Below are 24,766 nucleotides of genomic sequence, written 5' to 3'. Positions count from 1 at the left end.
CGCCGGGGTGGTGGCGGGTCAGGCGTAGAGCGCGAAGTAGATCGCGATGTGATGGCACAGCGCGGCGACGAGGGTGCAGGCGTGGAAGAACTCGTGGTGGCCGAAGACGGTGGGCCACGGGTTGGGGCGGCGCAGCGCATAGAAGATCGCCCCGACGCTGTAGACCGCACCGCCGACGATCAGCAGGACCAGCGCGGTGACCCCACCGTGCTGCAGGATGTCGGGTAGTACCACCACCGCGACCCAGCCGAGGGCGATGTAGAGCGGGGCGCCGGCCCAGCGCGGCAGATGCGGCCAGATCAGCTTCATCGCCACCCCGGCCAGCGCACCGACCCAGACCACGGTAAGCAGGGTGGCGGCGCTACGCCCGGGCAGCAGGAGCAGGCAGAACGGTGTGTAGGTGCCGGCGATGAAGACGAAGATCATCGAATGGTCGAGGCGGCGCATGATCTGGTACGCCCGTTCCGACCAGACCCGGCGGTGATAAAGCGCGCTGGTGCCGAACAGGCCGCACACCGTCAGGCTGTAGACGACGCAGCTGACCAGCGCGGTCCAGCCAGGTCGGGTGGCGGCCAGTGCACAGAGCACAATGCCGCTGACCAGGGCCACGAAGAATGCGTACGTGTGCAGCCAGCCGCGCATCCGGGGTTTGCCGATGTCGACCGGCTTGAGGCGAAGGGGCGCTTCGGTGGTCACCAGACAAGGTTACGGCACCGTAGGTTACCCGCTGGTAGTGAATCGCCTCACGTCCGCCTAACGTCCAGCTGACGCCTCGGCGGCCGACAATGGACCCATGCGGATCCACCCCGTCGGCCGGCACGCGCTACTGCTCGAATGGGCGGCGCCGGCTGGCACCGTGCCGCCCGGGGACAGCGAACTCGAAGACAGCGAACTCGTGGGCAGCGAACTCGGGGGCAGCGAACGCGGCCCCGTCGACGCTTGGCGCGCCGAGCTGAGCCGGCGCCGTGAACTTGGCGAACTGCGGGTAGCCGAGATCGTCCCCGGAGCCCGGACCATCCTGCTCGACGGCCTGCCAGACCCCGCGCTGACCGCCAGCCAACTGGCCGGCTGGCAACCGGCGGCGGCCGAGGCCGTCGACGACACCGGACGGTGGATCACCGTACCGGTCCGGTTCGACGGTCCCGACCTGATCGACGTCGCCGGGCAGTGGGAGGTCGCCGTCGCCGACGTCGTGGACCGGCTGACCCGGATCGAGTTCACCGTGGCGTTCTGCGGCTTCGCGCCCGGCTTCGGATACCTGACCGGCCTGCCCAGGCGGTGGAGCGTCTCCCGCCGCGCCACGCCCCGCCCCGCCGTCCCGGCCGGCTCGGTGGCCCTGGCCGGTGCATACGCCGGCATCTACCCGACCGCGTCACCCGGCGGCTGGCAGTTGGTGGGGCGTACCGACCTGGTGCTGTTCGACCTGGACCGGGAGCCGCCCGCGACGCTGACCCCCGGCACCCGGGTCCGGCTGACCGCCACCGGGCCAGCCGCACCGCAGGCGCGGGCCGGAACCGGGGCGGACCGATGATCGAGGTGATCCGGGCCGGCGCGCTCACCACCGTGCAGGACCGCGGCCGGTACGGCTGGGCGCACCTGGGCGTACCTCGGGCCGGTGCGCTCGACCAGCCGGCGTTGGCGCTGGCCAACCGGCTGGTCGGCAACCCGCCCGACGCTGCCGGTCTGGAGGTCACCCTGACCGGCTGCACGCTTCGGTTGCGCACCGGCGGCTGGGTCGCGCTCACCGGGGCACCGGCAACGGTCCGCATCGCCGGCCGGTCCGGTGGCTTCCTCACCCCAACGCCGGTGCCGCCGGACGCCGTGGTCGAGGTCGGCCCGGCCCGGTACGGCGTCCGCAGCTATCTCGCGATCGCCGGCGGCATCGCCGTACCGGCGGTGCTCGGTAGCCGGTCCACCGACACGCTCGCCGGCATCGGACCGCCGGCCGTACGCGACGGCGATGTGCTGCCGGTCGGCACCGCACCGCCGCCAGCGGCGCTGAGCCGGGCCGCGGCCGACGCGGTGCCCTGGTCCGCGCCGGCCGTCCCGGTCCGGCTCACCGTCCGGCTCGGGCCACGGGCGGACTGGTTCACCGCCGAGGCGGTCCAGCGGCTGCTCACCACCGGGTACGAGGTCAGCCCGCTGAGCAACCGGATCGGTGTCCGACTGACCGGCGCGCCATTGACCCGGTCCGTCCGCGACGAACTACCCAGTGAAGGGCTGGTGGTCGGCGCGGTCCAAGTGCCCGCCGACGGGCAGCCACTGGTCTTCCTCGCTGACCATCCGACCACCGGCGGATACCCGGTGGTCGGCGTCGTCGACGACGTCACCCCGCTGGCCCAGGCGCGGCCCGGTACTACTGTGCGGTTCCATGGATCTCAACGCGGACCTCGGTGAGGGCTTCGGCGTCTGGCGTCTCGGCGACGACGAGGCGTTGCTGGACGTGGTGACCTCCGCGAATGTCGCCTGCGGTTTTCACGCCGGCGACCCGTTGACGATGCGCCGCATCTGCGCCGCCGCCGCCGAGCGGGCCGTCGCCGTCGGAGCCCAGGTCGGCTACCGCGACCTCGCCGGCTTCGGGCGGCGGCGGATCGACTACCGCTTTGACGAGTTGCGCGACGACGTGCTCTACCAGCTCGCCGCGCTGGACGGCTTCTGCCGGGTGGCCGGGACCCGGGTCCGCTACGTCAAGCCGCACGGCGCGCTGTACAACACGGCCTGCGTGGACGAGACGCAAGCCGCCGCCGTCGTCGCTGCGGTGGCCGACTACGACCCCGCGCTGCCGGTTCTCTGCCTGCCGGGCTCGGTCCTCGGACAGCTCGCCACCGGTGCCGGGCTGCGGGCCGTCGCCGAGGGTTTCGCCGACCGTGGCTATCTGCCCGACGGTCGGCTGGTGCCCCGATCGGACCCGGGCGCGCTGCTCGGCGACCCCGACCGGGTCGTCGGGCAGGCGGTGTCCCTGGCCCGGCGGCACAGTGTCACCGCGACCGACGGCAGCATCGTCGCCTGCCCGGTCGAGTCGATCTGCCTGCACGGTGACACTCCCGGCGCGGTCGGGTTGGCCGGACGGATCCGCGCTGCACTCCGCGCGGATGGTCAACGCCTCGCCGCCTTCGTCTGACTGACGACCCGGCAGCGGTAGCAGTCAGCGGTCAGTGTGCGTCGACTCCGCGCAGGATCAGCGGCAACCGACCCGCCCCGGCCGGATCGATCCGTACCGGCACTCCCCAGTCCTGCCGGGTCAGGTGGCAGGCGGCGTGCTCGGCGTCCGCGTCGCATGTCGCCGCCTGGGCGACCACCTGCAACACGCCAGCGGCCACCGCTGGGTCGATGACCAGCCGGCGGGTCAGCCCGGTGTCGCTGCCTGCCCCGTCGAGCAGCAGCTCCGGTGGGTCGGCCGAGACCTCCAGCCGGGTCGCCGGCCCGAAACTGGCATCCAGCTTCTGACCGGGCGCCGGAGTGAACACCACCTCGAGCGACAGTGCACCGGGTGCGATCAGCGTCGGCGGACGCTCGGCACGGCGCCGGGCACCGACGATCGTGGCGCCGGCCGCCGACAGGGCACCCGGGGCCAGCCGGGTGAGCCGGTGCGCCGCCGACTCCACCACCCATACGGTGCCGTCCGCGGTCACCAGCACGTCACTCGGCTCGGCCAGACCGTCGGTCACCGTGGACACCCGGTCGGTGGCCGGGTCGTAGCGACGGACCGCGCCGTTGTAGGTGTCCGCCACCAGCACCGAGCCGTCCGCCAGTGCGCACACGCCGAGCGGATGCTGCAGCAGCGCGTCGGTCGCTGCCCCGTCGACCTGGCCGAAGTCGAACAGGCCCTGCCCGACGACGGTACGCAGCTCGCCGTCAGCGAGCCGGCGCAGCGCGCTGGTCTCGCTGTCGGCGATCCACAGCTGGTCGCCGTCGACGCTGGTGGCGAGGCCGGACGGCTGGGCCAGCCAGACATCCGGGATCGGGCCGTCGCGTAGCGACTCCACGGTGGTGCCGGCGTACATGCCGGCGGTGCGGGTCACCGGGTCGAACCACCAGAGCTGGTGGATGCCGGCCATGGCGACGATCACCTTGCCGTCGTACCAGGCCAGGTCCCAGGGCGAGGAGAGGTCGACGGCGTGGGCGTCGTGCGGGTGGTAGTCCACCGTCGAGCGCCACTGGCGGCCGGAGCCGGCGACCGTGCGTACCTCCCCGGTGGCGTACTCCAGGCCACGCAGCAGATGGTTGACGGTGTCCGCGACCACGATGTCGTACCCGGCCACGGCAGCGACGTCGGCCGGTAGCCGGAGCAGCCCCTGCGGTTCGTTGAACGTCGCGGACCGGGCGGACCCGTCAACGCCGCCGCGCTCGCCGGCGCCGATCCGGCGACGGACGGTCTCGCCGTCCGGTTCGAGCTCCACCAGCTGGTGCCGGGCCGAGTCGGAGACCAGCAGGGCACCGTCGTCGAGCGCCACCGCCTTGCCGGGGAAGCGCAGGGTGGTGTCGGCCGGCGTCGGCGGCAGGTACGGGCCGTCGCCTCGGTGCAGCGTGCCCTTCGCCTCGTGCGTCCGGACCAGCTGGTCGATCTCCCTGGCCAGACCGTCGGCGTGTCCCTCGCCGGCCATGGTGGCGACGACGTAGCCCTCCGGGTCGACCAGTACCAGGGTCGGCCAGGCCCGGGCGGCGTACTGCTGCCACATGTCCAGCTCCGGGTCGTCGAGCACCGGGTGGCTCACCCCGTACCGCTCCACTGCGGCCGCCACCGCTGCCGGCTCCCGTTCGTGGGCGAACTTCGGCGAGTGCACCCCGATCACCACCAGGACCTCGGCGTACTTCTCCTCCAGCGGCCGCAGTTCGTCGAGCACGTGCAGACAGTTGACGCAGCAGAAGGTCCAGAAATCCAGCAGGACGATCCGCCCACGCAGCTCCCGTAGGCTGAGTTCACGGCCGCCGGTGTTCAGCCACTGTCGACCGTTGAGCTCGGGTGCCCGGACGCGGGGTGCGGTCACTCGGTGGCTTCCTCGCCAGTGTCGGCACTGCTCTGCGGGTCCGGTTCGGTTGCTGCGGTCTGCAGGCAGAGGACCTGGGCCCGGCCCGAGTCCGCCGGGATCTCGATGTGCGGGGCGGTCGGGTCGTCGCACTGGTCGAGCTGGTCGACCTTGGCGATGACCTGGTACGCGCCCGGCTCAGCGCAGTCGGCCGGTGCGGCGGTGTTGCCCGACTGCTTCACACAGTCACCGACGGCCGGGTTGAACGGCTGCTCCCCGGGCCGGGTGATGAGCCAGACCAGTGACATCGGGATTCCCACCAGCAGCACGGCGGCGACGAAAACCGCGACGAGTACCCGTCCGTTGCGGACCTGGGGGGCCGGCTCCGGCTTGGCCTCGTCGGCTGCTGGTTCGGCCGCATCCGGCCGGAACGCGTCGAACCGGTTCTGTTCCGGATCGGACGGCCCCCACTGGCCGGCCGGCGGGGCGCCGTCGGCAGCCGGTGTCGCCCCTGGCTGGCCGGGGCCGGCCGGGTGCTGCCGGCCGGCCAGGTCCGGGTGGTTCCAGTGGCCCGCCCCGGGGTTGCCGGAGTCGACGAGATCACCGTACGGCGGTGCACCGGCCGGCCGGTAGCCCTGCGCCGGCTCCGGCGGTGAGCTGGGCTGGATGTGCGCCCCGGCGCTCAGGTGCGGCAGTGCGAGCGCAGCAGCGTCGGGGCCGGGGCCGTCCGGTGCCCCGTCCGGCGTCGGCCGGGCACCGAACGGAGGCGCGACCTGTCCGGGTCGGCGCGGGGTCAGCGGAGGCAGCCCGGGGTTGTGCTCCGGCATGGGGACCGGTGAGCCGGGGGGTGCGAACGGAACGCCGTTCTGGCCGGGCTGCTGGGGCCGCTGGCCGAACGGTTCGGGGTGCTGCTCGGCGGCCGGTGCGGCGCCACCGACCGGCCGGCCGTAGACGCGGGGCTGGGCCGGCGCCCGACCGGCGGGCAGTGCCGCCGGATCCGTCGGCGGGGCGACCCGACTGGTGCTGGGCACGGCTGCGGTGGCGGTCACCGCTCGGCCGGTGCTGCCGGCTGTCGCGGCCGCTGGGCGGTGCTGCTGCTCGGCCCCGGGACCAGCCGGTACCGGCGGCCCGGCGGCCATTGCCGGGCGGTCGGCGGCCGGCTCCGCGCCGCTGGCTTCGCCGCCGGGCTGCCCGGACCCGGGGAAGCCCGGGTGGGCGTCGGCCAGTGCCGGATCGGGGTACGGACCACGTTGTTGCGGTACGTGCGGAGCCTGCTGCTGTGAGTGCGGGGCCTGCTGCGGCGGTACGTGCGGAGCCTGCTGCGGTACGTGCGGAGCCTGCATCGGATCGGGCGGCATCGGAGCGCCGCCAAGCGCGGCGGCCAGCGACGCACCGGGCACCCGCGTCTCCTGGGGCGGTAGTGGCGTGGGGCCGGACGGGGAGAACGGTAGCGCCCCGCCGGGCCGTGGCGACTCCGCCGGCGGACCCGGAGCGAATCGCGGTGGTTCCGGCTGCTCGGGTTGCTGTTGCGCTTCCGGTCGGCGGAACGGCTCGGGTTGCTGTTGCGGCTCCGGCTGACGCTGCGGTAGTTCCCCGAACTCTGCGGCGGCCGGCGGCACGGCGGGGGGTGGCGGCGCGGGAGCCGGCGTCACGGGCCGCTCCGGGTCGGTCCGCCAGGCTTGCTGGGGAGACCAGGGCTCGGCCGGCGGAATGCTGGGCGCCGCAATGCCGGGCGGGGCTGGGTAGGGCGGCGGCGCCGGGTAGCCGGCACCGCCCGGCTGGTCGCCGAATCCGGTCCGCCAACCGCCGCCGGCCGGTGCCCACTGCTCGGGTTGGTGTCCGGCACCGGGGTCGCCGGGATCGGGTGCCGCGCCGCGTTGCGGCTGGCTGCTGCCGTATGGCGCGGGTCCGCCGACACCCGCCTCCTCCGGCTCCTGGCCGGGATGCTGCGTGCCCTCGGACGTCATGTGCGCCTCCTCCATGACATGTCAGCCGCGCCGGTGCCGCCGACCTGGCTGGTCGGTCGACCAGGGACACCGGTGGACCGGCCGGGCGGGCTCACCCGACCTGCGGCGGCTCTGCTGCCACCGTGGCCAGGCGGGCCCGGCTGGCTCTCTGCACTACCAGCCTGGGTGTGCCGGCTGGTCGTCCGGCGGCTGCCGACCGGTTCTGGTCTCCAGCGCGCCGGATCGACCCGACGGCGACCGAGCCCACCGTACCGGGCCATCCCGCAACGGAGGAATCCTGGTGCCGTCGAAGTGGCGGAGGTGTCGCGGGACAGCGGACCGTGACGGCGGTCCGTTCAGCTGTGGTAGCGCTGTGCAATGGCGCGGATCTCGTCGCGTACGGCGGCCGAGTCGGTGGAGCGCAGCGCCCGCTCCAGGGCCCGGGTCCGTCGGCTGGCTTCCCGGTGGCGGCGGATGCGATCGATCATGGACATGGTGCTCTCTCCTGTGGATCTCTTGTCGACCGCTTCGGCGGTCAACTCAAGTGAAGCGCACCGACCCCCTGGGTTGCCAATGATTCTTAGGTGAGAGCCGCCACTTGCCTAAGAATCTGTGATCTGAGCGGGATTGGTCCGATGATGATTAGGGTGACAACGGAGAACGGCGTCGCCACCAGTGACGGTGGCGACGCCGTTCGTAGTCGCGTCGGGTGTCGGCGGTCAGGTCCAGGCGAGCAGTGCCGCCTCCGGGTCGGTCAGGAACGCTCCGACGTCGCGCAGGAAGGCGGAGCCGAGTTCGCCGTCGATGATCCGGTGGTCGAACGACAGCGCCAGGGTCGCTACCTGGCGTATCCGAACCTTCTCCTTGTGTACCCAGGGTGCCTTGCGGATCGTGCCGATCGCGAGAATCGCCGACTCGCCCGGCGGTAGGATCGGAGTGCCACTGTCCACTCCGAACACCCCGACGTTGGTCACGGTCATCGTGCCGCCGGCCATGTCGGCCGGCGCGGTCCGCCCCGCCTTCGCGGTCCGAACCAGATCGGCCATCGCCTCGGCGAGTTCCCGCATGGTCAGCCGTCCAGCGTCCTTGATGTTCGGCACGATCAGGCCCCGCTCGGTCGCCGCCGCGATGCCGAGGTTCACGTACTCCTTGATCACGATCTCGTCGCCGGCCCAGGTGGAGTTCACCAACGGGTGCCGGCGTGCCGCCAGCAGCATCGCCCGAGCCACCATCAGCAACGGCGAGACCTTGATCCCCTGCCAGTCGGGCTGGCTCCGGATTCGGTCCAGTGCCTTCACCGATCTGGTCAGGTCGACGGTGAGGAACTCGGTGACGTGCGGCGCGGTGAACGCCGACGCGACCATGTTCTCCGCAGTCAACCTGCGTACCCCTTTGACCGGGATCCGCTGTTCGCGGTCGGGGCCGGGCAGCAGTGCGGCGGACCCGTTCTGGGTCGACCCGTTCTGTGCCGACCCGGCCTGCGTCGACCCGGCCTGCGTCGACCCGGCCTGCTCGTTGGCCCGGAGCACGTCGTCGCGGGTGACCGAGCCGAGCGGACCGCTGCCGCGCAGCCCGGCCAGGTCGACGCCGAGGTCCCGGGCGAGTTTGCGTACCGGCGGCTTGGCCAGCGCCTTCGTCGCCGGACCGGCTGGGCCTGGTCCGGCCGGTGCCGGTTCAGTCTGGGCCGGTTCAGTCTGGGCCGGCCGGGCCGTCAGCGGGCCGGTCGACACCGGCATCGGTTCGGCGGGCTGGGCCAGTTCGCCCGTGGTGCGGCGCGGCCGGCGCTTGGCCGCGGTGGTCCGCGGGCCGTAGCCGACCAGCACGGCGGTCCGACCACCGGGGGCCGGCCCGCCGATCATGCCCGGCTCGATCGCACCGCCGGGCGGCGGGATCTCCGGCTGTGGCGATTCGGGTCGGGACGGTGCCGGCACCGGGCCGGTCGGTTCAGCGGCGGGGCCGGCGGCCGGCTCGGTGTCGATCGCGATGATCGCCGTGCCGACCTCGACCGTGGCGCCTTCCGGGTGGAAGATGGCCTGCACCTGCCCGCCCCATTTGGCGGGGATCTCCACCGCGGCCTTCGCGGTCTCCACCTCGACGATCGGCTGGTTCAGCTCGATGACGTCGCCGACCTGGACGAGCCACTTGAGGATTTCTCCCTCGGTGAGGCCTTCACCGAGGTCGGGCAGGTCGAACTGTTTGATCCGAGACATCGGCGCTCACCAACCGAACGCGCGGTCGACGGCGTCGAGTACCCGGTCCAGGTCCGGCAGGTACTCCTCCTCCAGACGGGCAGCCGGGTACGGCGTGTTGAAGCCGCCCACCCGCAGGACCGGCGCCTCCAGGGAGTAGAAGCACTCCTCGGTGATCCGGGCGGCGATCTCGGCACCGAGACCGAGGTTCGTCGGCGCCTCGTGCACCACCACGCAACGACCGGTCCGCCGGACCGACTCGTACGTGCCGGCCAGGTCCAGCGGGGACAGCGACCGCAGGTCGATCACCTCGAGTTCGCGGCCCTCCTCGGCGGCGGCGGTCGCCGCGTCCAGAGCGGTGCGCACCATCGGCCCGTACGCCAGGACCGTCGCGTCGCTGCCGGGCCGCACGGTGCGGGCGGCATGCAGCGGGTACGCCGTACCCGGCGGTGTCTCCAGCTCGACCGGCGCCTTCTCCCAGTACCGCCGCTTCGGCTCCAGGAAGATGATCGGGTCGTCGGAGAGCACCGCCTGCTGGATCATCGTGTAGGCGTCCTGCGGGTTGGAGCAGGCAACGACCTTCAGCCCGGCGGTGTGCGAGAAGTACGCTTCCGGCGACTCGGAGTGGTGCTCCACCGCGCCGATACCGCCGCCGAACGGGATCCGGATCACGATCGGCAGCTTCACCTTGCCCTGCGACCGGTAGTGCATCTTGGCCACCTGGGACACGATCTGGTCGTACGCCGGGTAGACGAAGCCGTCGAACTGGATCTCGCAGATCGGACGGAAGCCGCGGATGGCCAGACCGACGGCGGTGCCGATGATCCCGGACTCGGCCAGCGGGGTGTCGATCACCCGGTCCTCGCCGAAGTCCTTCTGCAGTCCGTCGGTGATCCGGAAGACACCGCCGAGCTTGCCGACGTCCTCGCCCATCAGGACGACCTTGTTGTCGCTGTCCAGCGCCCTGCGCAACCCGGCGTTGAGCGCCTTACCGAGAGTGAGTGTCTCAGCCATCAGTGCGACCCTCCCTCGAACGACGCCAGGTACCGCTCGAACTGGGCCCGTTCGGTGTCGAGCAGCGGCGAGCCGTGCGCGTACACGTGATCGAAGAGCGCGCCGGGCTGCGGGTCGGGCATGCTCAGCACCCGCTCCCGCAACTGCACCGCGTCCTGCTTGGCCTGCGCGTCGACCTCGGCGAAGAAGTCGGCATCGGCGATCTGCTGCTTCTCCAGGAAGGCGCGGACCCGGGCGATCGGGTCCTTGGCCTGCCACGCCTCCACCTCGCTGGCGATCCGGTACCGGGTCGGGTCGTCGGAGGTGGTGTGCGCCCCCATCCGGTACGTGTACGCCTCGATCAGCGTCGGGCCCTGCCCGTGCCGGGCGTTGTCCAGCGCGGTCCGGGTCACCGCGTAGCTGGCCAGCACGTCGTTGCCGTCCACCCGTACGCCCGGGAAGCCGAAGCCGGACGACCGCTGGTAGAGCGGGATCCTGGTCTGTCGTTCGAGGGGTTCGGAGATGGCGTACTGGTTGTTCTGACAGAAGAAGACAATCGGCGCGTTGAAGACGCTGGACCAGACGAAGGCTTCGTTGACGTCACCCTGTGCCGACGCCCCGTCGCCGAAGTACGCGATGACCGCCTCGCCGTCGTCGCCGCCGACCTTGCCGTCCATGGTGATGCCCATGGCGTAGCCGGTGGCGTGCAGCGTCTGGGCGCCGATCACGATCGTGTACATGTTGAACTTGAACTCGTTCGGATCCCAGCCACCCTGGTCGACCCCGCGGAACAACCCCAGCGGCATGATCGGGTCGATGCCGCGGCAGTAGAGCACACCGTGTTCGCGGTAGGTGGGAAACGCCATGTCCTGAGCGCGCAGCGCCCGTCCGGAACCGACCTGCGCGGCCTCCTGACCGAGCAGGCTCGCCCAGATGCCCAGCTCACCTTGGCGCTGCAGGGCGGTCGCCTCGGCATCGAGTTTCCGCACCACGACGAGGTCCCGGTAGAGGGCACGGTACTCGGCGTCGGTGAAGTCGACCGTGTACTGCGTGCCGTCGGGGCCGGTCACCCGGTCGATCCGTTCGCCGTCCGGAGTCAGTAGTTGCACCAACTCCGGATCGGCGGCGTTCCTGTTGACGCGCCGTCGAGCTGCGGCCGGTCTGGCACGGGTCGCTGTCCCGCGCTCGCCTTTCGCCATCCGTCTCTCCCATCGTTCGTGCGTGGCAGCGGGGGTGTCCCGACCGCGCAGCTCGTCCTGCTGCCGGCTGCTGCCGGTGCAGGTCCTCTCGCCGCGCCTGGCCCGGGTCAGGGTTGCCGCGCGGCACGGGCCGGGTTCTGGCTGGACCCGGTCCGGGAGGGACGTCATCGAGTCGTGCCCGCCGCGGTAGAGGCGGAGGCAGCGGCTGCGGTGCCGTCCGGTCCATATTCGCATTGGAGGTGAGGGGTGTCATAGGTCGGTCCGGTCGTGCAGGTGCGATGTCCGCGTTGCGCGGAACTTGTAGCCTCGCGCTGCGTTCGGCCGAGTGTGACTCATCCGTCCGGTTCTGATAACACGATGTATTGAACTGGAAAACTTTCTGTCACTGCTTCACGATGTATCCAGAGCCGGTGATCTGTGGGACCGTGGATCGACCGGAGGCCATACCGATGAGGAGACGAGCCGTGCTGCTGCCGCAGGATCGCGTGGCCCGGCCCACCGGGGTGGACGGACCTGCCCGGCGGTTCGCGTTGATCGTGGCGTTGCTGGTGCTGACCGCCTCGTTGCCGCTGCTTGCGACGCTCGGCGCGGGTTCGGCGACGGTGGCCGGAGGTGGCCCGGCCACGGTGCTGCCGCTGATCGGTCAGCCGGGCGGCGGACCGATCATCGTGCAGCCGCTGCCGCACCCGACCCCGTCCGGACCGGTCGAGCCGACCGGCGGGGACGGTACGGAGCAGGACGCGTCGGCGGACCGTCGTGCCGGCGGCCGGGACGGACCTTCCACCGGCACGAAGCGCGACAGCGGGAGCGGGTCGTCGGGTCGTGGCCGGCCGGCCCCGGGCGCACCGGCGGACTCCGATGGTCCGGCACCGACGACCCCCAGCGATCCTGGGCCCGAACAGCCACCATCCGACACTCCGGACGACTCGCCGGACCCTGACGACCCGCCGCCCGTCACCGACGTCGACCCCGACATCGACCCGGAGCCCGATCCGACGCCGACACCCTCGCCGAATCCAGACGTGGACCCGGACATCGATCCCGACATCGATCCGGACATCGACCCGTCCCCTGATCCCGATCCGACGCCGACCCCGGACCCCGATGTTGATCCGGACATCGACCCGTTGCCGGACCCCGATCCGACGCCGACGCCGACGCCGGACCCCGACGTGGATCCGGATCCGACGCCGGATCCGTCCTGCAGTCCGCACCCATCGGACGCGGCATGACCGGGTAGACCCGTCAGGCTCCGCCCTGCTCGTCGGCGAGTCGTTGCCGGTTGGCCTCGATCCAGGCGTCGAGCGCCTGCGGATCGTTGAGGTCGACACCCTCGGCAAGGAGCTGGGCGACCGCGGCCGTGGCCGGGCTGCGGCGCTCCCCGGTGGTGTAGAGGCGGACGAACTCCGGCACCATCTCGGCGATCGCGGCGTCCGTCTGGCTGAACGCCGCCGCCGGTAGACCGCGCTGCCGGCCGGCGTACGCGGACCAGCCGCGGACCACTCCGGGCAGCATGGCCGCGTCGTCGATGTCCAGCACCGCCCGGCGGTGCACCCAGTCGAGCAGGAACATGCCGGCCACCGCCGGGCTCCAGCGCATCGGGTCGGGGTCGAGCAGGCTCGCCGAGTGGTCGAGCACCAGGCTCAGACAGAAGTGCAGCGAGGCAAGGTCTGCGTCGCCGGCCGCGTCCAGCCCGAACCGCTTGGCCTCGGCAGACGCGAGGAACTCCCGCACCAGAACGGTCCGCCGGTCGGCGGGCAACGGATCGTCCGGCGCCGGCGCCACGGTCCGCAGCGGCGCGGGCAGTACGGCGAGCCGCGCGCCGACCAACGCCCGGTCGGTGGCGAGCGACCCCTCGCCGGGCAACTCGCCCAGGCCGTCGGTGATCGCCAGGTGCCGGCTCACCTCACCGCGCAGCACCCGGGGATCCTCTTCGCGGAACCAGGTCAGCTCGTCGTTGGCACACATCTGCCGAACCTGACCGAGGACCCGCTCGGCCGGACCACCGACGAAGACGTCCTTGGTGATGCCTATGTTGTGGTCGACCAGCGCCACCATCGCGTGCTCGGGGCCGCCGAGCTCGTCGTCGTAGGCGAAGGTGGCCAGGTACGAAGTCTGGTCGCCGTACACGTCGCCGTAGGCGTAGCTGCCGGTCAGCCGGACCCGGCCCAACCGGTCCGACCAGGGCGGCGCGGTCTTGCCGACCTTCACCGCGGCGGCGCCCGCCGCCTCCGGCACCAGCCGGGCGAAAACGGTACGGATGGTGGTCGCGGCGGCGGCGCGCCGGCGGGTGGTGGCGGCGAGAAAGCCGCCGACGAACTCCCGGACCGCGTCGGCCCGGTCCGTCTCCGCCACCGCGTACACGCTGCCGAGCAGGGCGGCGCCGAGCATCTCCGCGTCGAGGGCACACTCCAACTTGGTCACGTCACGGGCGGCGGCGAGCACCGCTTCGTAGGGGGTTTCAGGCGTGGCCATGAATCGACCCTACGCCGTGCTGCGGCGGCTGGCATCACCTGTGCGTTACATGTCGGGCACGCCGGGCGGGTGGACTCCGGCCCCGTCCAGCCAGGCGGTGGGCCGCGCTCCCACCGGGAGACCGGACGGGGTCCTCAGCGGTGGGACGACCGGGCACGGTCCAACGCGTCACGGGCGTCGGCGTGCGCCTGCAGGACCGCCCGGACCGGGGCGACGACCAGCCGGCGGGCAGTCTCGGCCACCACGTCGTACAGCCGGTCCTCGGCCCGTCTGCGGACCCGCCGGGCCGCCCACCCGGTCACCGGCCGGATCAGCAGACTGAGCAGAATCCCGCCGAGCAGGCCGCCGAGCAGCATCGCGGTCGGCACCGGCAGGACACCGACCGTCGGATAGTCGAGGGCGGGCAGACCCAGCGTACGGATGACGAAGCCGACCAGCAGCCAGCCGAGCCCGGCGGCGGCCGTAGCGGTGACCGCCCACTGCACCGCGCCGACCAGCCGCCACCACATCGGCTGCCGGTCCAGGCCCAGGTCGGCACCGCCGATCGCCCGGTCGAGAGCGTCCGGCAGCTCGGCCCGTTGCGACCGGGCGGCGGCGGCGACCGCCGCCGACCAGGGGGTCGGCAGCCGACTGCCGGCCTGCTCGGCGAGGCCGCGTACGGCCAGATCGACCGCGGCGCGCTGCGCGGCACTCGGTGCCGGCAACGAGGTGACCGGCACCGGTCCACCAGCCCCGGCCAGCGACGGCGGCCCCGGTCGATCGGGCGCGGTCACCGGCGCTGGCTGGTCGGCCGGGTCGATCCCGCCGGCCCGGCGGGAGCCGAGCAGGTGCAGCCGTAGCAGCGGATCCGGCCGCAGCCTGCGCCAGGCCCGGGTGAGCGGCCAGCCGGTCGCGGCCCCGGCCCGGTGCCGGTACGCCGAGTCGACGGCGTCGACCACGCTCGGCACCCCGGCCGCCGCTGCCAGCGCCAGGCTGAGCCGGCGCACCGTGCCACGGTTGATCTCCTCCTCGGTGTGTTCGCCGGCCGGGCCGACCAGTTCCGCCAGGCCGTCGGTGACCGAGTTCAGGTCACCGGAGAGTCGCCGCAGCGCCGCCTGCCGCTCGGCCACCGTGCCTTCCAACAGCCGGCGCAGCTCGGTCATCGCGGCCGGCACCAGCGCAGAGGTGGCCAGCAGCGGGACTCCGTCGAGCCCGTCGGCGTCGAGCAGCCGGCGCAGGTCGGCGAGCAGCCGGGGCAGCTCGGTCCGGTCCAGCCGGTCGGCGTGGTTGAGCACCACCACGGTGACGTCCCGGTTGCGATGGAACTCCCGCAGATAGCCGCGGTGGATCACCCGGTCGGCGTACTTCTGCGGGTCGACCACCCAGATCACCAGGTCGACCAGGCCGAGTAGCCGGTCGACCTCCAGCCGGTGTCCGTACTCGACCGAGTCGAAGTCGGGCAGGTCGAGCAGGACCAGACCGTGCAGCCCGGCCTCGTCGGTGCCGTCCAGGGCGCTCTCCCGGACGAACCGGTGCCGGGGCAGTACCCCGACCCAGTCCAACAGCCCGCTCGCCCCGTCGACCGCGCCCCACCCGCACGCGTGCGCGTACCCGGTGGTGGGCCGGCGTACGCCGACCGGAGAGAGGTCCCGCCCGGCCAGCGCGTTGAAGATGCTGGACTTGCCGCTGCCGGTGGCGCCGGCCAGCGCCACGACGGTGTGCTCCCGGGACAGCGCCAGCCGGGCCCCGGCCCGCTCGACCAGGGTGCGGGCGGCTCCGAGCCGGTCGTCGGGAATCCGACCGTCGGCGGCGCGCAGGAACCGCCCGAGCGCGTCGAGCCGGTCGACCAGCAGGTCGGCGTCCACCCGTGGGTTCCCTCGGACCAGGTGCCGGACCCGGTCGACGAAGCCGGTCACGCGACCGCTCCCGGCAGCGGTCCGGTCGCGCCGGGCAGGGTTTCCGGCAACCGGTACGGCGTACCGCCGCTCAACCCGGCGGCCGCCCGGGCCTGCTCGACCTCGACGGCTGCGGCGCGCAGCCGGTCGCCGGGCGCGGTGGCCGTGGCGTCAACGGCCTGCGGCGGGACACCGGCCGCTTCGATCAGCCGCAGGTAGCGGCCGGCCTCCTCGTCGAGCAGCGCCCGGATCCGGCGCAGCAGACCCTCCCGGGACCGGTTGGCGAGGTTGCGGATCGCCTGGTCGCCGAAGATCGCCTCGAGCACCTTCTGCGCCGCGACGGTGGTGCCGCCGGCGGCGGCGACCTCCAGCCCGGTCGGGATGAAGGCGGTCGAGGCGAAGACGGCGATCATGACGGCGAGCCCGGTGGCGTTCACCGCGTACGCGGCGGTGCGGGCGACGAACCGTTTGTCGCCGGCCTCGGTCCGGACCAGTTCGAGCACGTCGCGTTGCCAGTCGCGGACCAGCCGCTCGGCGCGCTCCGGCAGGTCGGCGGAGGGTCGGGCGAGGTCCGGGGTGAGTAGCGCGGCGCCGGCCGGGTGGGTCCGCCAGGCGAGGTGCGCGGCGTCGGCGGCCTCGGTCGCCGCGCCCTTGATCAGGGTGACCAGTTGTGACTCGATCGCGGTCCGCAGCTGGTTGGCGGGTGCCGGCCGGCCGGTGACGGCGCTGAGCACCCGGTCGCGGAGCCGCCCCACCCTGGCCTCCAGCGAGCGGAACAGTTCGCCGGTGCCGACGAAGTCCTGCCAGCGGCCAAGTACTTCGCCGCGGAGCAGCCGGCCGTCCTGCACCGCCTGCTCGGCGTTGCGGCTCGCGCTGCGGTACGCGGCGCGGACCCGGTCGGTCAAGGTACGGGCCGCGTCGAGTTGATCGTCGGCGGCGGAGGCCAGCCCTTCGACGGTCGGTGCCAGCGCGCTCAGCGCCCCGTCGAGGGACTGCCGGATCACCGCGGCGCGGGCGGCGGCGTCCCCGGCGAGCCGGCCGAACCATTCGCGCAGCGGCGCGGCGACGATCTCCGGCAGCAGCCCTTGGCCGCCGACCACCGTCTCCGGCACCACGAAGATCGGTACGTCGCCGAGGTCGTGGTCGGTGAGCATCTCCCGCAGGTGCGCGGTGATCTCGTCGACCGCCTCGGTCGGCACCCGGTCCAGGGCGAGCGCGACCATGGTCCCGCGCAGCTGCGCGGTCTGCAGCAGTTGCCAGGGGACCGCGTCGGCGTACCGGGCGGCGGTGGTGACGAACAGCCACAGGTCGGCGGCGGCGAGGAGTTGGACGGCGAGCGCCCGGTTGGCGTCGACCACCGAGTCGATGTCCGGCGCGTCGAGGAAGGCCAGCCCGGGGGGTAGCGCCGGCGCTGCGACGAGCTGCAGCGCGTCCGGGGCGTCGGTGGGGCCGGCGGTGCGGGTCAGGCCGGGCAGCAGCTCGCCCTGCCGGAACCAGCTGGCGTCCGCCGGGTGGCTGACCAGCACCGGGGACCGGGTGGTGGGCCGCAGTACGCCGGTGGCGCTGACCCGGGCCCGGACCATGCTGTTGACCAGGGTCGACTTGCCCGCACCGGTGGAGCCGCCGACCACCACCAGCAGCGGTGCGTCGAGTCGGGCGAGCCGGGGCAGTAGATAGTCGTCGAGCTGGGCGATCAGGCCGGTACCGACCTCGCGGCCCTCCTCGGCTGAGGGCAGCACGAGGGGGTACGCCATCGCCGCGATTGCGGAGCGTAGTCGATTGAGAGCAGCGGGAAGTTCGGGTGCGCCGGGGTTGGGCGCGGCCGGTCCGCCCTGCGTGGTCACGGGTAAAGCGTGCCCGATCAATGCATGCCAGACAACCTGAACCGGCCCGGCGTGGCTACCGATGACACTGTGTGCGACGGGGCCCGAGGGGGTATCGGTGCTGGTGGGGGCATGAGTTGCGCGGCTCAGACTCAACCTGACTTGACGGTGGCTGCGATCGTGGCAGTATTGAGTCAAGTCCACTCAACTTGTGGTGGGTGTACGGCGGGGCGGTGCCCCGGCACCTGCTCTACGAACGAAGCGAGGAAGCGACCATGGCACGTGCGGTCGGTATCGACCTGGGCACGACGAACTCCTGCGTCAGTGTGCTGGAGGGTGGTGAGCCTACCGTCATCGCCAACGCGGAGGGCTCCCGGACCACTCCTTCCATCGTCGCGTTCGCCCGCAACGGTGAGGTGCTCGTCGGCGAGGTCGCCAAGCGGCAGGCGGTGACCAACCCGGACCGGACGATCCGGTCGGTCAAGCGGGAGATCGGCACCAACTGGACCGTCGACATCGACGGCAAGAAGTACACGCCGCAGGAGATCTCCGCCCGTACCCTGATGAAGCTCAAGCGGGACGCCGAGGCCTACCTCGGTGAGCGGATCACCGACGCGGTGATCACCGTCCCGGCGTACTTCAACGACGCGCAGCGTCAGGCCACCAAGGAAGCCGGCGAGATCGCCGGGTTCAACGTGCTGCGGATCGTCAACGAGCCGACCGCGGCGGCCCTGGCGTACGGCCTGGACAAGGGCTCCAAGGAGCAGACCGTCCTGGTCTTCGACCTCGGTGGCGGCACCTTCGACGTCTCGCTGCTGGAGCTCGGCGAGGGCGTGATCGAGGTCAAGTCGACCAGTGGTGACAACCTGCTCGGTGGTGACGACTGGGACCAGCGGATCATCGACCACCTGGTGAAGACGTTCCGTGGCCAGCACGGCGTGGACCTCGCCCAGGACAAGATGGCGATGCAGCGGCTGCGGGAAGCCGCCGAGAAGGCCAAGATCGAGCTGTCCGCCGCCACCACGACCAGCATCAACCTGCCGTACATCACCGCCGGCCCGGCTGGGTCGGACGGTGCCCCGTCGGCGCCGCTGCACCTGGACGTCACGCTGACCCGCGCCGAGTTCCAGCGGATGACCCAGGACCTGCTGGACCGCTGCAAGGGCCCGTTCGAGCAGGCGATCAAGGACGCCAGCGTCAAGCTGGCCGACGTCGACCACGTCATCCTGGTCGGCGGGTCCACCCGGATGCCGGCCGTCTCCGACCTGGTCAAGCAGCTGACCGGCCGGGAGCCGAACAAGGGCGTCAACCCGGACGAGGTGGTCGCGGTCGGTGCCGCGCTGCAGGCCGGGGTGCTCAAGGGCGAGGTCAAGGACGTACTGCTGCTCGACGTGACCCCGCTGAGCCTGGGCATCGAGACCAAGGGCGGCATCTTCACCAAGCTGATCGAGCGCAACACCACCATCCCGACCAAGCGCTCCGAGGTGTTCACCACGGCCGACGACAACCAGCCGTCGGTGCTCATCCAGGTCTTCCAGGGTGAGCGGGACATCGCCGCGTACAACAAGAAGCTCGGCACCTTCGAGCTGACCGGGCTTCCGCCGGCGCCGCGCGGCGTGCCGCAGGTCGAGGTCGCCTTCGACATCGACGCGAACGGCATCGTCCACGTCAACGCCAAGGACCTGGGCACCGGCAAGGAGCAGTCGATGACGATCACCGGCGGCTCGGCGCTGCCGAAGGACGACATCGAGCGGATGATGCGCGACGCGCAGGACCACGCCGACGAGGACAAGCGACGTCGCGAGGAGGCGGAGACCCGCAACCTGGCCGAGCAGCTGCAGTGGCAGACCGAGAAGTTCCTCGCCGAGAGCGGCGACAAGCTGCCGTCGGACTCCCGCGACCAGATGAACGACGCGCTGGGCGAACTGCGTGGCGCGTTGGCCGGCAGCGACATCGAGGCGATCAAGTCCGCGCACGAGAAGCTGGCGCAGGTTTCCCAGCAGGCCGGCTCGCAGCTCTACGCCCAGCAGGCCGAGCAGCCGGGTCAGCCGGGCGGTGCCGGCGGCCCCGGCGAGCCCGGACCGGGCACCGCCGGACCGGGCGCCGCTGGGGCGTCCGCGTCGGGTGGCGCCGCCGGCGGGCCGGACGACGTGGTCGACGCGGAGATCATCGAGGACGACAAGAAGTGAGTCTTCGTCGAGGCCGAGGACCAGCGATGATCTTCCCTCGAACTGCCGCACGGAGCGAGGTAGCCACATGACGGAGAAGTCACGGGCCGCTGATCCGGCCGGCACCGGCCCGCCGAGGCGCCGCTCGGCACCGGTCGGGCAGGCGGACGGTGAAACCACCGAGCGCCTGGTGATCCGGGACAAACGCCGGATCGACCCGACCGGGACGCGGCCCCGGACCGCGCGGCACGCGGCGGCCGAGCCGACGGGTGCGGCACCCCCCACCGACCATCGTCCGACTGGGCGGCACGCCCGGTCGGGCACGGAGGAGGAGCCAGTGAGCGGGAAAGCCGACGACAGGTCCGCTGACGGGTCGGCCGCCAGCGACACCGGAAAGGACGAGCCGACCCGGTCCGCAACAGCGACGAGCACCGGGTCCGCGACCGGCACCGGGTCCGGCACCGACCGGGCCGTTCAGCCCGACTCGTCGGACACTGCCGTCGTCGACGAGCCGGTGGTCGGCGAAGTGGTGGAGCCGGCACCGGAGTCGGACGCCGAGGAGGCGGCCGGGGGCGTGGCCGGTTCCGGTCCGCTCGGCGCCGAGCTGGAGGCGCTCCGCGCCGATCTCGACGAACGCACCCGCGACCTGCAGCGGGTGACCGCCGAGTACGCCAACTATCGCAAGCGGGTCGAGCGGGACAAAGGGGTCGCCGCCGATCAGGCCACCGGTGCGGTTCTCGCCGCGCTGCTGCCGATCCTGGACGACCTGGACCGGGCGCGGGAGCACGGCGACCTGGTCGGCCCGTTCGGCGCCGTGGCCGAGCAACTCGGCGCGGCGCTGGGCAAGTTCGGGCTCACCGGCTTCGGTGAGAAGGGCGACCCGTTCGATCCCACCCAGCACGAGGCGGTCGCGCACCTGACCTCCGCCGAGGTCACCGAACCCACCTGCGTCGACGTGATGCGGCGGGGCTACCTGCTCGGGGACCGGCTGCTGCGGGCGGCACTGGTCGCTGTCGCAGACCCGGAATGACCGCCGCCGGTGGTCCACCGGCGAACATCACGGCCGGCGGCGGGACGCGGAGTGCGTCCCGCCGCCGGCACCGCGGTACCGGCCGCCGCGCGTGGGCCGGGCCCGCAGTGGACGGCCGGTCGTCCACCTGGCACCAGGGCGGTCAGGGTCGGGGTCCGGTGACGGACAGGAGGAGGACAGGGTGAGTTCCAAGGACTGGCTGGAAAAGGACTTCTACGCCGTGCTGGGGGTGCCCAAGACAGCCTCCGCCGACGAGATCAAGAAGGCGTACCGCAAGCTGGCCCGCGAGTTGCATCCCGACCACAACCCCGGCAACTCGGCCTTCGAGGAGCGGTTCAAGGCGGTGTCGGAGGCGTACAACGTGCTCGCCGACGATCGGCGGCGCAAGGAGTACGACGAGATGCGCTCGCTGTTCGGTTCGGGTGCGTTCCGCCGGGGAGCGCGTGGCGGCGGGCCGGGCTTCGACCCGGCCGACCTGTTCGGCGGCTTCGCTGGTGCCGGCGGTGCCGGCGACCGTCGGTTCGGCGGGGCCGGGTTCTCCGACATCTTCAGCTCGATCTTTTCCGGCGGCGGCGGGGGCGGGATGCGTACCCGTGGACCGGCCCGTGGCCGCGACGTCGAAGCCGAGGTGGTGCTGGACTTCGGCGCCGCCGTACGTGGCACGACGTTGCCGCTGAGCCTGCGGGCACCCGGGGTGTGCGACACCTGCCACGGCAACGGTGCCAAGCCAGGCTCGGTGCCGAGGACCTGCCCGACCTGTGCCGGGTCCGGGCTGACCACCCGCAACCAGGGGTCGTTCAGCTTCTCCGAGCCGTGCCGTGACTGCCAGGGGGTGGGCACGATCGTTGACGAGAAGTGCCCGGAATGTCACGGCTCCGGTGGGGTGACCAAGACCCGGACGCTGAACGTCCGCTTCCCACCCGGCGTGGCGGACGGCCAGCGGATCCGGTTGGCCGGGCGGGGCGAGCCGGGCGACCGGGGTGGCCCGGCCGGTGACCTGTACGTGCTGGTCAAGGTCCGCAACGACGAACTGTTCGGGCGGACTGGCGACGATCTCACGTTGACCGTGCCGATCACCTACGCCGAGGCGGTGCTCGGCACCGACCTGCGGGTCCCGACCATGGACGGGGCAGTCACCTTGCGGGTGCAACCAGGTACGCCGAGTGGGCGTACCTTGCGGGCGCGTGGCAAGGGTGTGCCCCGCCGGGACGGCACCACCGGCGATCTTCTGGTGACCGTCGAGGTCGTCGTTCCGGCTACCGTGGACGAGTCGGCACAGGCCGCCCTGCGGACCTTCGCGGAGCACACCCCCGCTGCCGACCGGGAACGTCTCGCCGCCCGGCTGCGTCGCAACGAGGAGCAGGCCGCCGGGTCGCCGCGAGGGACAGACGGGAGGTGAGTGAGGGGTGGACGAGGAGCTGCTGATCACGTTCGAGGCCGCCTCCGACGCCAAGGTCCTGATCATCTCGGTGGCGGCGCGGATGGCCGGCATGCATCCACAGACGCTGCGCCAGTACGACCGGCTGGGCCTGGTACAGGCCGGCCGGGCGGCCGGCGGCGGCCGCCGGTACAGCGTCCGGGACGTGGTGCTGCTGCGCGAGGTCCAGCGGCTCAGCCAGGACGACGGCGTCAACCTGGCCGGCATCAAGCGGATCATCGGGCTGGAGCAGCTCGTCGGCGACCTGCAGCAGCAGGTCGACGGGTTGCGCGCCGAGCTGGCCGAGGCGTACCAGCGGATCGCCGGGCTGGAGTCGGTCGGCCCGTACCCGCGACGTGACCTGGTCCCGACCAGCCGCACCTCGACCGCCCTGGTGGTGTGGCGGCCCCAGCGCCGGGACCGGCCGGCCCGCCCAGGTTCCGAGCAGACCGGCTAGCCGGCCCTGCGGACCGGCCACCAGGCGCGGTGACCGAGCAGGCTCAGCACCGCCGGGGCGAGCACCACCCGGATCACCGTCGCGTCGATGACCACGGCGGTGGCCAGCCCGATGCCGATCATCTTGACCAGGGTGTCGTCGATCCACACGAAGCTGAGGAAGACCACCGCCATGATCGTCGCCGCAGCGGTGATCACCCGACCGGTGCCGGCCAGCCCGGCCACCACCGCCGCACCCGCGTCGCCGCTGCGGCGGTACTCCTCGCGGACGGCGGAGAGCAGGAACACCTCGTAGTCCATCGACAGTCCGAACAGCACGGCGAAGAGCAGCATCGGCACCACGGACATGATCGGCACCGGGCGGTCGACACCGATCAGCTCCAGCCCCCACCCCCACTGGAAGATCACCACCAGTACGCCGTACGCGGTGCCGATGGACAGCAGCGCCAGCACGGCGGCCTTGACCGCGATCAGCGGCGCCCGGAACATCGCCACCAGCAGCAACCCGGCCGCGATGATCACCGCGAGCACCACCCAGGGCAGTCGGTCGGCGACCGCGTCCGCGATGTCGATCATGAACGCGGTGGTGCCGGCGATCAGCACCTCGGTGCTGTACCGGTCGAGCGCCGCCGGGCCGATGTCGGACCTGACCCGGTGCACCAGGTCGGCCACCCGGTCGTCCTGGGGCGCGTACCGGGGCACCACGGTAAGTAGCGCGACCTGACCGTCGGCGCTGAGCTGGGCCGGGGTGACCAGTTCGACCGCCGGGTCCGCGGCGAGTCGGCGGGCGAGACCGTCGGACGCGTCGGCTGCCTCCGTCGCCGAAAGCGCCGCCGGGACCGGTACGGCGAGCACCAACGGCCCGTTCCAGCCCGGCCCGAAAGCGGCGGCCACCCGGTCGTACGCCTGCCGCTGCGGCCAGTGCGCCGGCTGGTTGCCGTCGTCCGGGGTGCCGAGCCGCAGCGTGAACACCGGAGCGGTGATGACGAGCAGCAGCAGGGTCGCACCGACGGCGTACGCCAGCCGGTGGCGCTCGACGTGGCGCCCCCACGCCGGCCAGCGGCCGGTGGCGCCGGTGGCGCCACCTCGTTCGCCGGTGGGGGTCGCCCGACCGGCTGGGCGTCGCCGGAGCCGGCCCGCGTCGACCCGGCCGCCGAGCAGCCCGAGGACCGCCGGTAGCAGGGTCAGCGCCGCCGCCATCGTCGCGGTCACGGTCAACGCGCCGGCCAGCCCCATCGCCCCGACGAACGGGATGCCGGTGAACAGCAGCCCGAGGATCGCCACCACGACCGTACCGCCGGCGAACAGCACCGCGTGTCCGGCGGTGCCGGCGGCCCGGCCGGCGGCGGTGACCGGGTCGGTGGTTCCGTCGGCCAGGGCCGCGCGGAACCGGGTGACGACGAAGAGCGCGTAGTCGATGCCGGCGCCCAGGCCGAGCATCACCGCGACGATCGGTGCGGAGCTGGGGATGTCCACCGCCGCTGCGGCGATCAGCACCAGCGCGGTGCCGGCGGCGAGGCCGACCAGGGCGACCAGGATCGGTAGTCCGGCCGCGACCACCGAGCCGAAGGAGACCAGCAGCACCACGGCGGCGGCGGCCAGGCCGACGAGTTCGGCGCTGCCGGTGGTCGGCTCGAACGCGACGTCGACGACCAGGCCGCGGAAGTCGACGTCGATGCCGGCGGCGCGGGCCGGCGCGACCGCCGCGTCGAGTCGCTGGTACGCCGTCGGGCCGAGCTCGCCGGCGTGCCGGTCGTAGCGGACGGTGCTGGTGGCGGTGCGACCGTCCGGGCTGAGCAGCCCGCCGGAGGTGGGGTCGGTGGCGTCGGGCAACGGGTTGCCGGCGTCGACGACGGACGGCTGCTGACGGATCGCCCCGACGGCGGCGGTGATCGCGGCGGCGCGGTCGGCCTCGCGCAGGTCACCGTCGGCGGCGTGCCAGACGATCTCGGCGCTGTCCGCGCCGTACGCCGGAAAGTGCCGTTGGATCAGGTCGGCGGCGCGTTGCGACTCGGCGCCGGGCACCCGGAAGTCGTTGACGAAGCTGCCGCCGGTGAGCTGGCCGATGCCGACGAGAGCGACGGCGACCAGCAACCAGGCCGCGATGGTGTGCCAGGGCTGGGCGGCGCAGGCCCGGCCGAGTCGTTCCAGCGTGCGTTCCATGTCACCAGCATGACTGCAGTCAGTGCAAAATTGCAACAAGTGAAGTTTGGCCTGCTCGCGGCGTAA

General features: G+C 72.5%; 19 protein-coding genes. 8 read left to right on the top strand and 11 right to left on the bottom strand.

Annotation, left to right across the window (positions count from 1 at the left end; all coding sequences use genetic code 11):
- Positions 1 to 18: 18 nt before the first annotated feature.
- A complete protein-coding gene (gene trhA / locus ACN27J_RS20700; RefSeq protein WP_278172704.1) occupies positions 19 to 696 on the bottom strand; it encodes a PAQR family membrane homeostasis protein TrhA in 678 nt (225 codons plus the stop codon).
- A gap of 97 nt (positions 697 to 793) precedes the next feature.
- On the opposite strand from trhA, the gene ACN27J_RS20695 reads away from it, so the two are divergent.
- From ACN27J_RS20695 to ACN27J_RS20685, 3 genes are read left to right on the top strand one after another with little or no spacing between them, the layout of a single operon-like run.
- On the top strand, positions 794 to 1,531 hold the full coding sequence (locus ACN27J_RS20695) for a 5-oxoprolinase subunit B family protein (RefSeq protein ID WP_421368674.1): 738 nt from the start codon (positions 794 to 796) through the stop codon (positions 1,529 to 1,531).
- Complete coding sequence (locus tag ACN27J_RS20690) at positions 1,528 to 2,397, top strand: biotin-dependent carboxyltransferase family protein (protein ID WP_421368672.1); 870 nt, start codon at positions 1,528 to 1,530, stop codon at positions 2,395 to 2,397. The genes ACN27J_RS20695 and ACN27J_RS20690 overlap by 4 nt, the downstream gene beginning before the upstream one ends.
- Entirely contained in the window at positions 2,372 to 3,121 is a 750-nt protein-coding gene (locus tag ACN27J_RS20685; RefSeq protein ID WP_421368670.1) for a LamB/YcsF family protein, read from the top strand. Before ACN27J_RS20690 ends, ACN27J_RS20685 begins: the two co-directional genes overlap by 26 nt.
- Before the next feature lie 31 nt (positions 3,122 to 3,152).
- Here ACN27J_RS20685 and ACN27J_RS20680 read toward each other — a convergent pair whose 3' ends face one another.
- The 6 genes from ACN27J_RS20680 to pdhA all read right to left on the bottom strand — a co-directional run bounded on the left by ACN27J_RS20680 (position 3,153) and on the right by pdhA (position 11,294).
- Positions 3,153 to 4,988 (bottom strand): NHL domain-containing thioredoxin family protein, encoded by a 1,836-nt coding sequence (locus ACN27J_RS20680; protein WP_421368668.1) that lies wholly within the window; start codon positions 4,986 to 4,988, stop codon positions 3,153 to 3,155.
- Positions 4,985 to 6,934, bottom strand: coding sequence for an LppU/SCO3897 family protein (locus tag ACN27J_RS20675; RefSeq protein WP_421368666.1), 1,950 nt, complete (start codon positions 6,932 to 6,934; stop codon positions 4,985 to 4,987). Before ACN27J_RS20675 ends, ACN27J_RS20680 begins: the two co-directional genes overlap by 4 nt.
- A 335-nt stretch (positions 6,935 to 7,269) precedes the next feature.
- Positions 7,270 to 7,407: a hypothetical protein gene (locus tag ACN27J_RS20670; protein WP_199758042.1), complete on the bottom strand. Its 138-nt coding sequence runs from the start codon at positions 7,405 to 7,407 to the stop codon at positions 7,270 to 7,272.
- Between the two features lie 225 nt (positions 7,408 to 7,632).
- On the bottom strand, positions 7,633 to 9,123 hold the full coding sequence (locus ACN27J_RS20665) for a 2-oxo acid dehydrogenase subunit E2 (RefSeq protein ID WP_421368663.1): 1,491 nt from the start codon (positions 9,121 to 9,123) through the stop codon (positions 7,633 to 7,635).
- Positions 9,124 to 9,129: 6 nt separating this feature from the next.
- Positions 9,130 to 10,119 carry an alpha-ketoacid dehydrogenase subunit beta gene (locus ACN27J_RS20660; protein ID WP_421372355.1) on the bottom strand — a complete coding sequence of 330 codons (990 nt, stop codon included), beginning with the start codon at positions 10,117 to 10,119 and terminating at the stop codon, positions 9,130 to 9,132.
- On the bottom strand, positions 10,116 to 11,294 hold the full coding sequence (gene pdhA / locus ACN27J_RS20655) for a pyruvate dehydrogenase (acetyl-transferring) E1 component subunit alpha (protein ID WP_278172695.1): 1,179 nt from the start codon (positions 11,292 to 11,294) through the stop codon (positions 10,116 to 10,118). Before pdhA ends, ACN27J_RS20660 begins: the two co-directional genes overlap by 4 nt.
- Positions 11,295 to 11,743: 449 nt before the next feature.
- Here pdhA and ACN27J_RS20650 point away from each other — a divergent pair, with 449 nt between their 5' ends.
- Positions 11,744 to 12,526, top strand: a complete 783-nt coding sequence (locus tag ACN27J_RS20650; protein ID WP_421368660.1) for a hypothetical protein — start codon at positions 11,744 to 11,746, stop codon at positions 12,524 to 12,526.
- Positions 12,527 to 12,539: 13 nt separating this feature from the next.
- Here the strand turns inward: ACN27J_RS20650 and ACN27J_RS20645 are convergent, their stop codons facing one another.
- The 3 genes from ACN27J_RS20645 to ACN27J_RS20635 all read right to left on the bottom strand — a co-directional run bounded on the left by ACN27J_RS20645 (position 12,540) and on the right by ACN27J_RS20635 (position 17,508).
- Complete coding sequence (locus ACN27J_RS20645) at positions 12,540 to 13,769, bottom strand: hypothetical protein (RefSeq protein ID WP_421368658.1); 1,230 nt, start codon at positions 13,767 to 13,769, stop codon at positions 12,540 to 12,542.
- 134 nt (positions 13,770 to 13,903) lie between these two features.
- Positions 13,904 to 15,664 carry a GTPase family protein gene (locus tag ACN27J_RS20640; RefSeq protein WP_421368655.1) on the bottom strand — a complete coding sequence of 587 codons (1,761 nt, stop codon included), beginning with the start codon at positions 15,662 to 15,664 and terminating at the stop codon, positions 13,904 to 13,906.
- Complete coding sequence (locus ACN27J_RS20635) at positions 15,661 to 17,508, bottom strand: ABC transporter (protein ID WP_421368652.1); 1,848 nt, start codon at positions 17,506 to 17,508, stop codon at positions 15,661 to 15,663. Before ACN27J_RS20635 ends, ACN27J_RS20640 begins: the two co-directional genes overlap by 4 nt.
- 233 nt (positions 17,509 to 17,741) lie before the next feature.
- On the opposite strand from ACN27J_RS20635, the gene dnaK reads away from it, so the two are divergent.
- The 4 genes from dnaK to ACN27J_RS20615 all read left to right on the top strand — a co-directional run bounded on the left by dnaK (position 17,742) and on the right by ACN27J_RS20615 (position 22,538).
- Entirely contained in the window at positions 17,742 to 19,655 is a 1,914-nt protein-coding gene (gene dnaK, locus ACN27J_RS20630; RefSeq protein WP_421368650.1) for a molecular chaperone DnaK, read from the top strand.
- Between the two features lie 67 nt (positions 19,656 to 19,722).
- On the top strand, positions 19,723 to 20,664 hold the full coding sequence (locus tag ACN27J_RS20625) for a nucleotide exchange factor GrpE (RefSeq protein ID WP_421368648.1): 942 nt from the start codon (positions 19,723 to 19,725) through the stop codon (positions 20,662 to 20,664).
- Positions 20,665 to 20,845: 181 nt separating this feature from the next.
- A complete protein-coding gene (gene dnaJ, locus ACN27J_RS20620; RefSeq protein WP_278172686.1) occupies positions 20,846 to 22,063 on the top strand; it encodes a molecular chaperone DnaJ in 1,218 nt (405 codons plus the stop codon).
- A 7-nt stretch (positions 22,064 to 22,070) separates the two neighbouring features.
- Entirely contained in the window at positions 22,071 to 22,538 is a 468-nt protein-coding gene (locus tag ACN27J_RS20615) for a heat shock protein transcriptional repressor HspR (RefSeq protein ID WP_421368645.1), read from the top strand.
- On the opposite strand, the gene ACN27J_RS20610 is transcribed toward ACN27J_RS20615, so the two are convergent.
- Positions 22,535 to 24,700, bottom strand: a complete 2,166-nt coding sequence (locus tag ACN27J_RS20610) for an MMPL family transporter (protein ID WP_421368643.1) — start codon at positions 24,698 to 24,700, stop codon at positions 22,535 to 22,537. The genes ACN27J_RS20615 and ACN27J_RS20610 overlap by 4 nt on opposite strands.
- Positions 24,701 to 24,766: the final 66 nt, after the last annotated feature.

This window comes from Solwaraspora sp. WMMB762, from assembly GCF_049179115.1.
GTDB lineage: Bacteria > Actinomycetota > Actinomycetes > Mycobacteriales > Micromonosporaceae > Micromonospora_E.
This window is presented reverse-complemented; position numbering and strand designations above follow the sequence as displayed.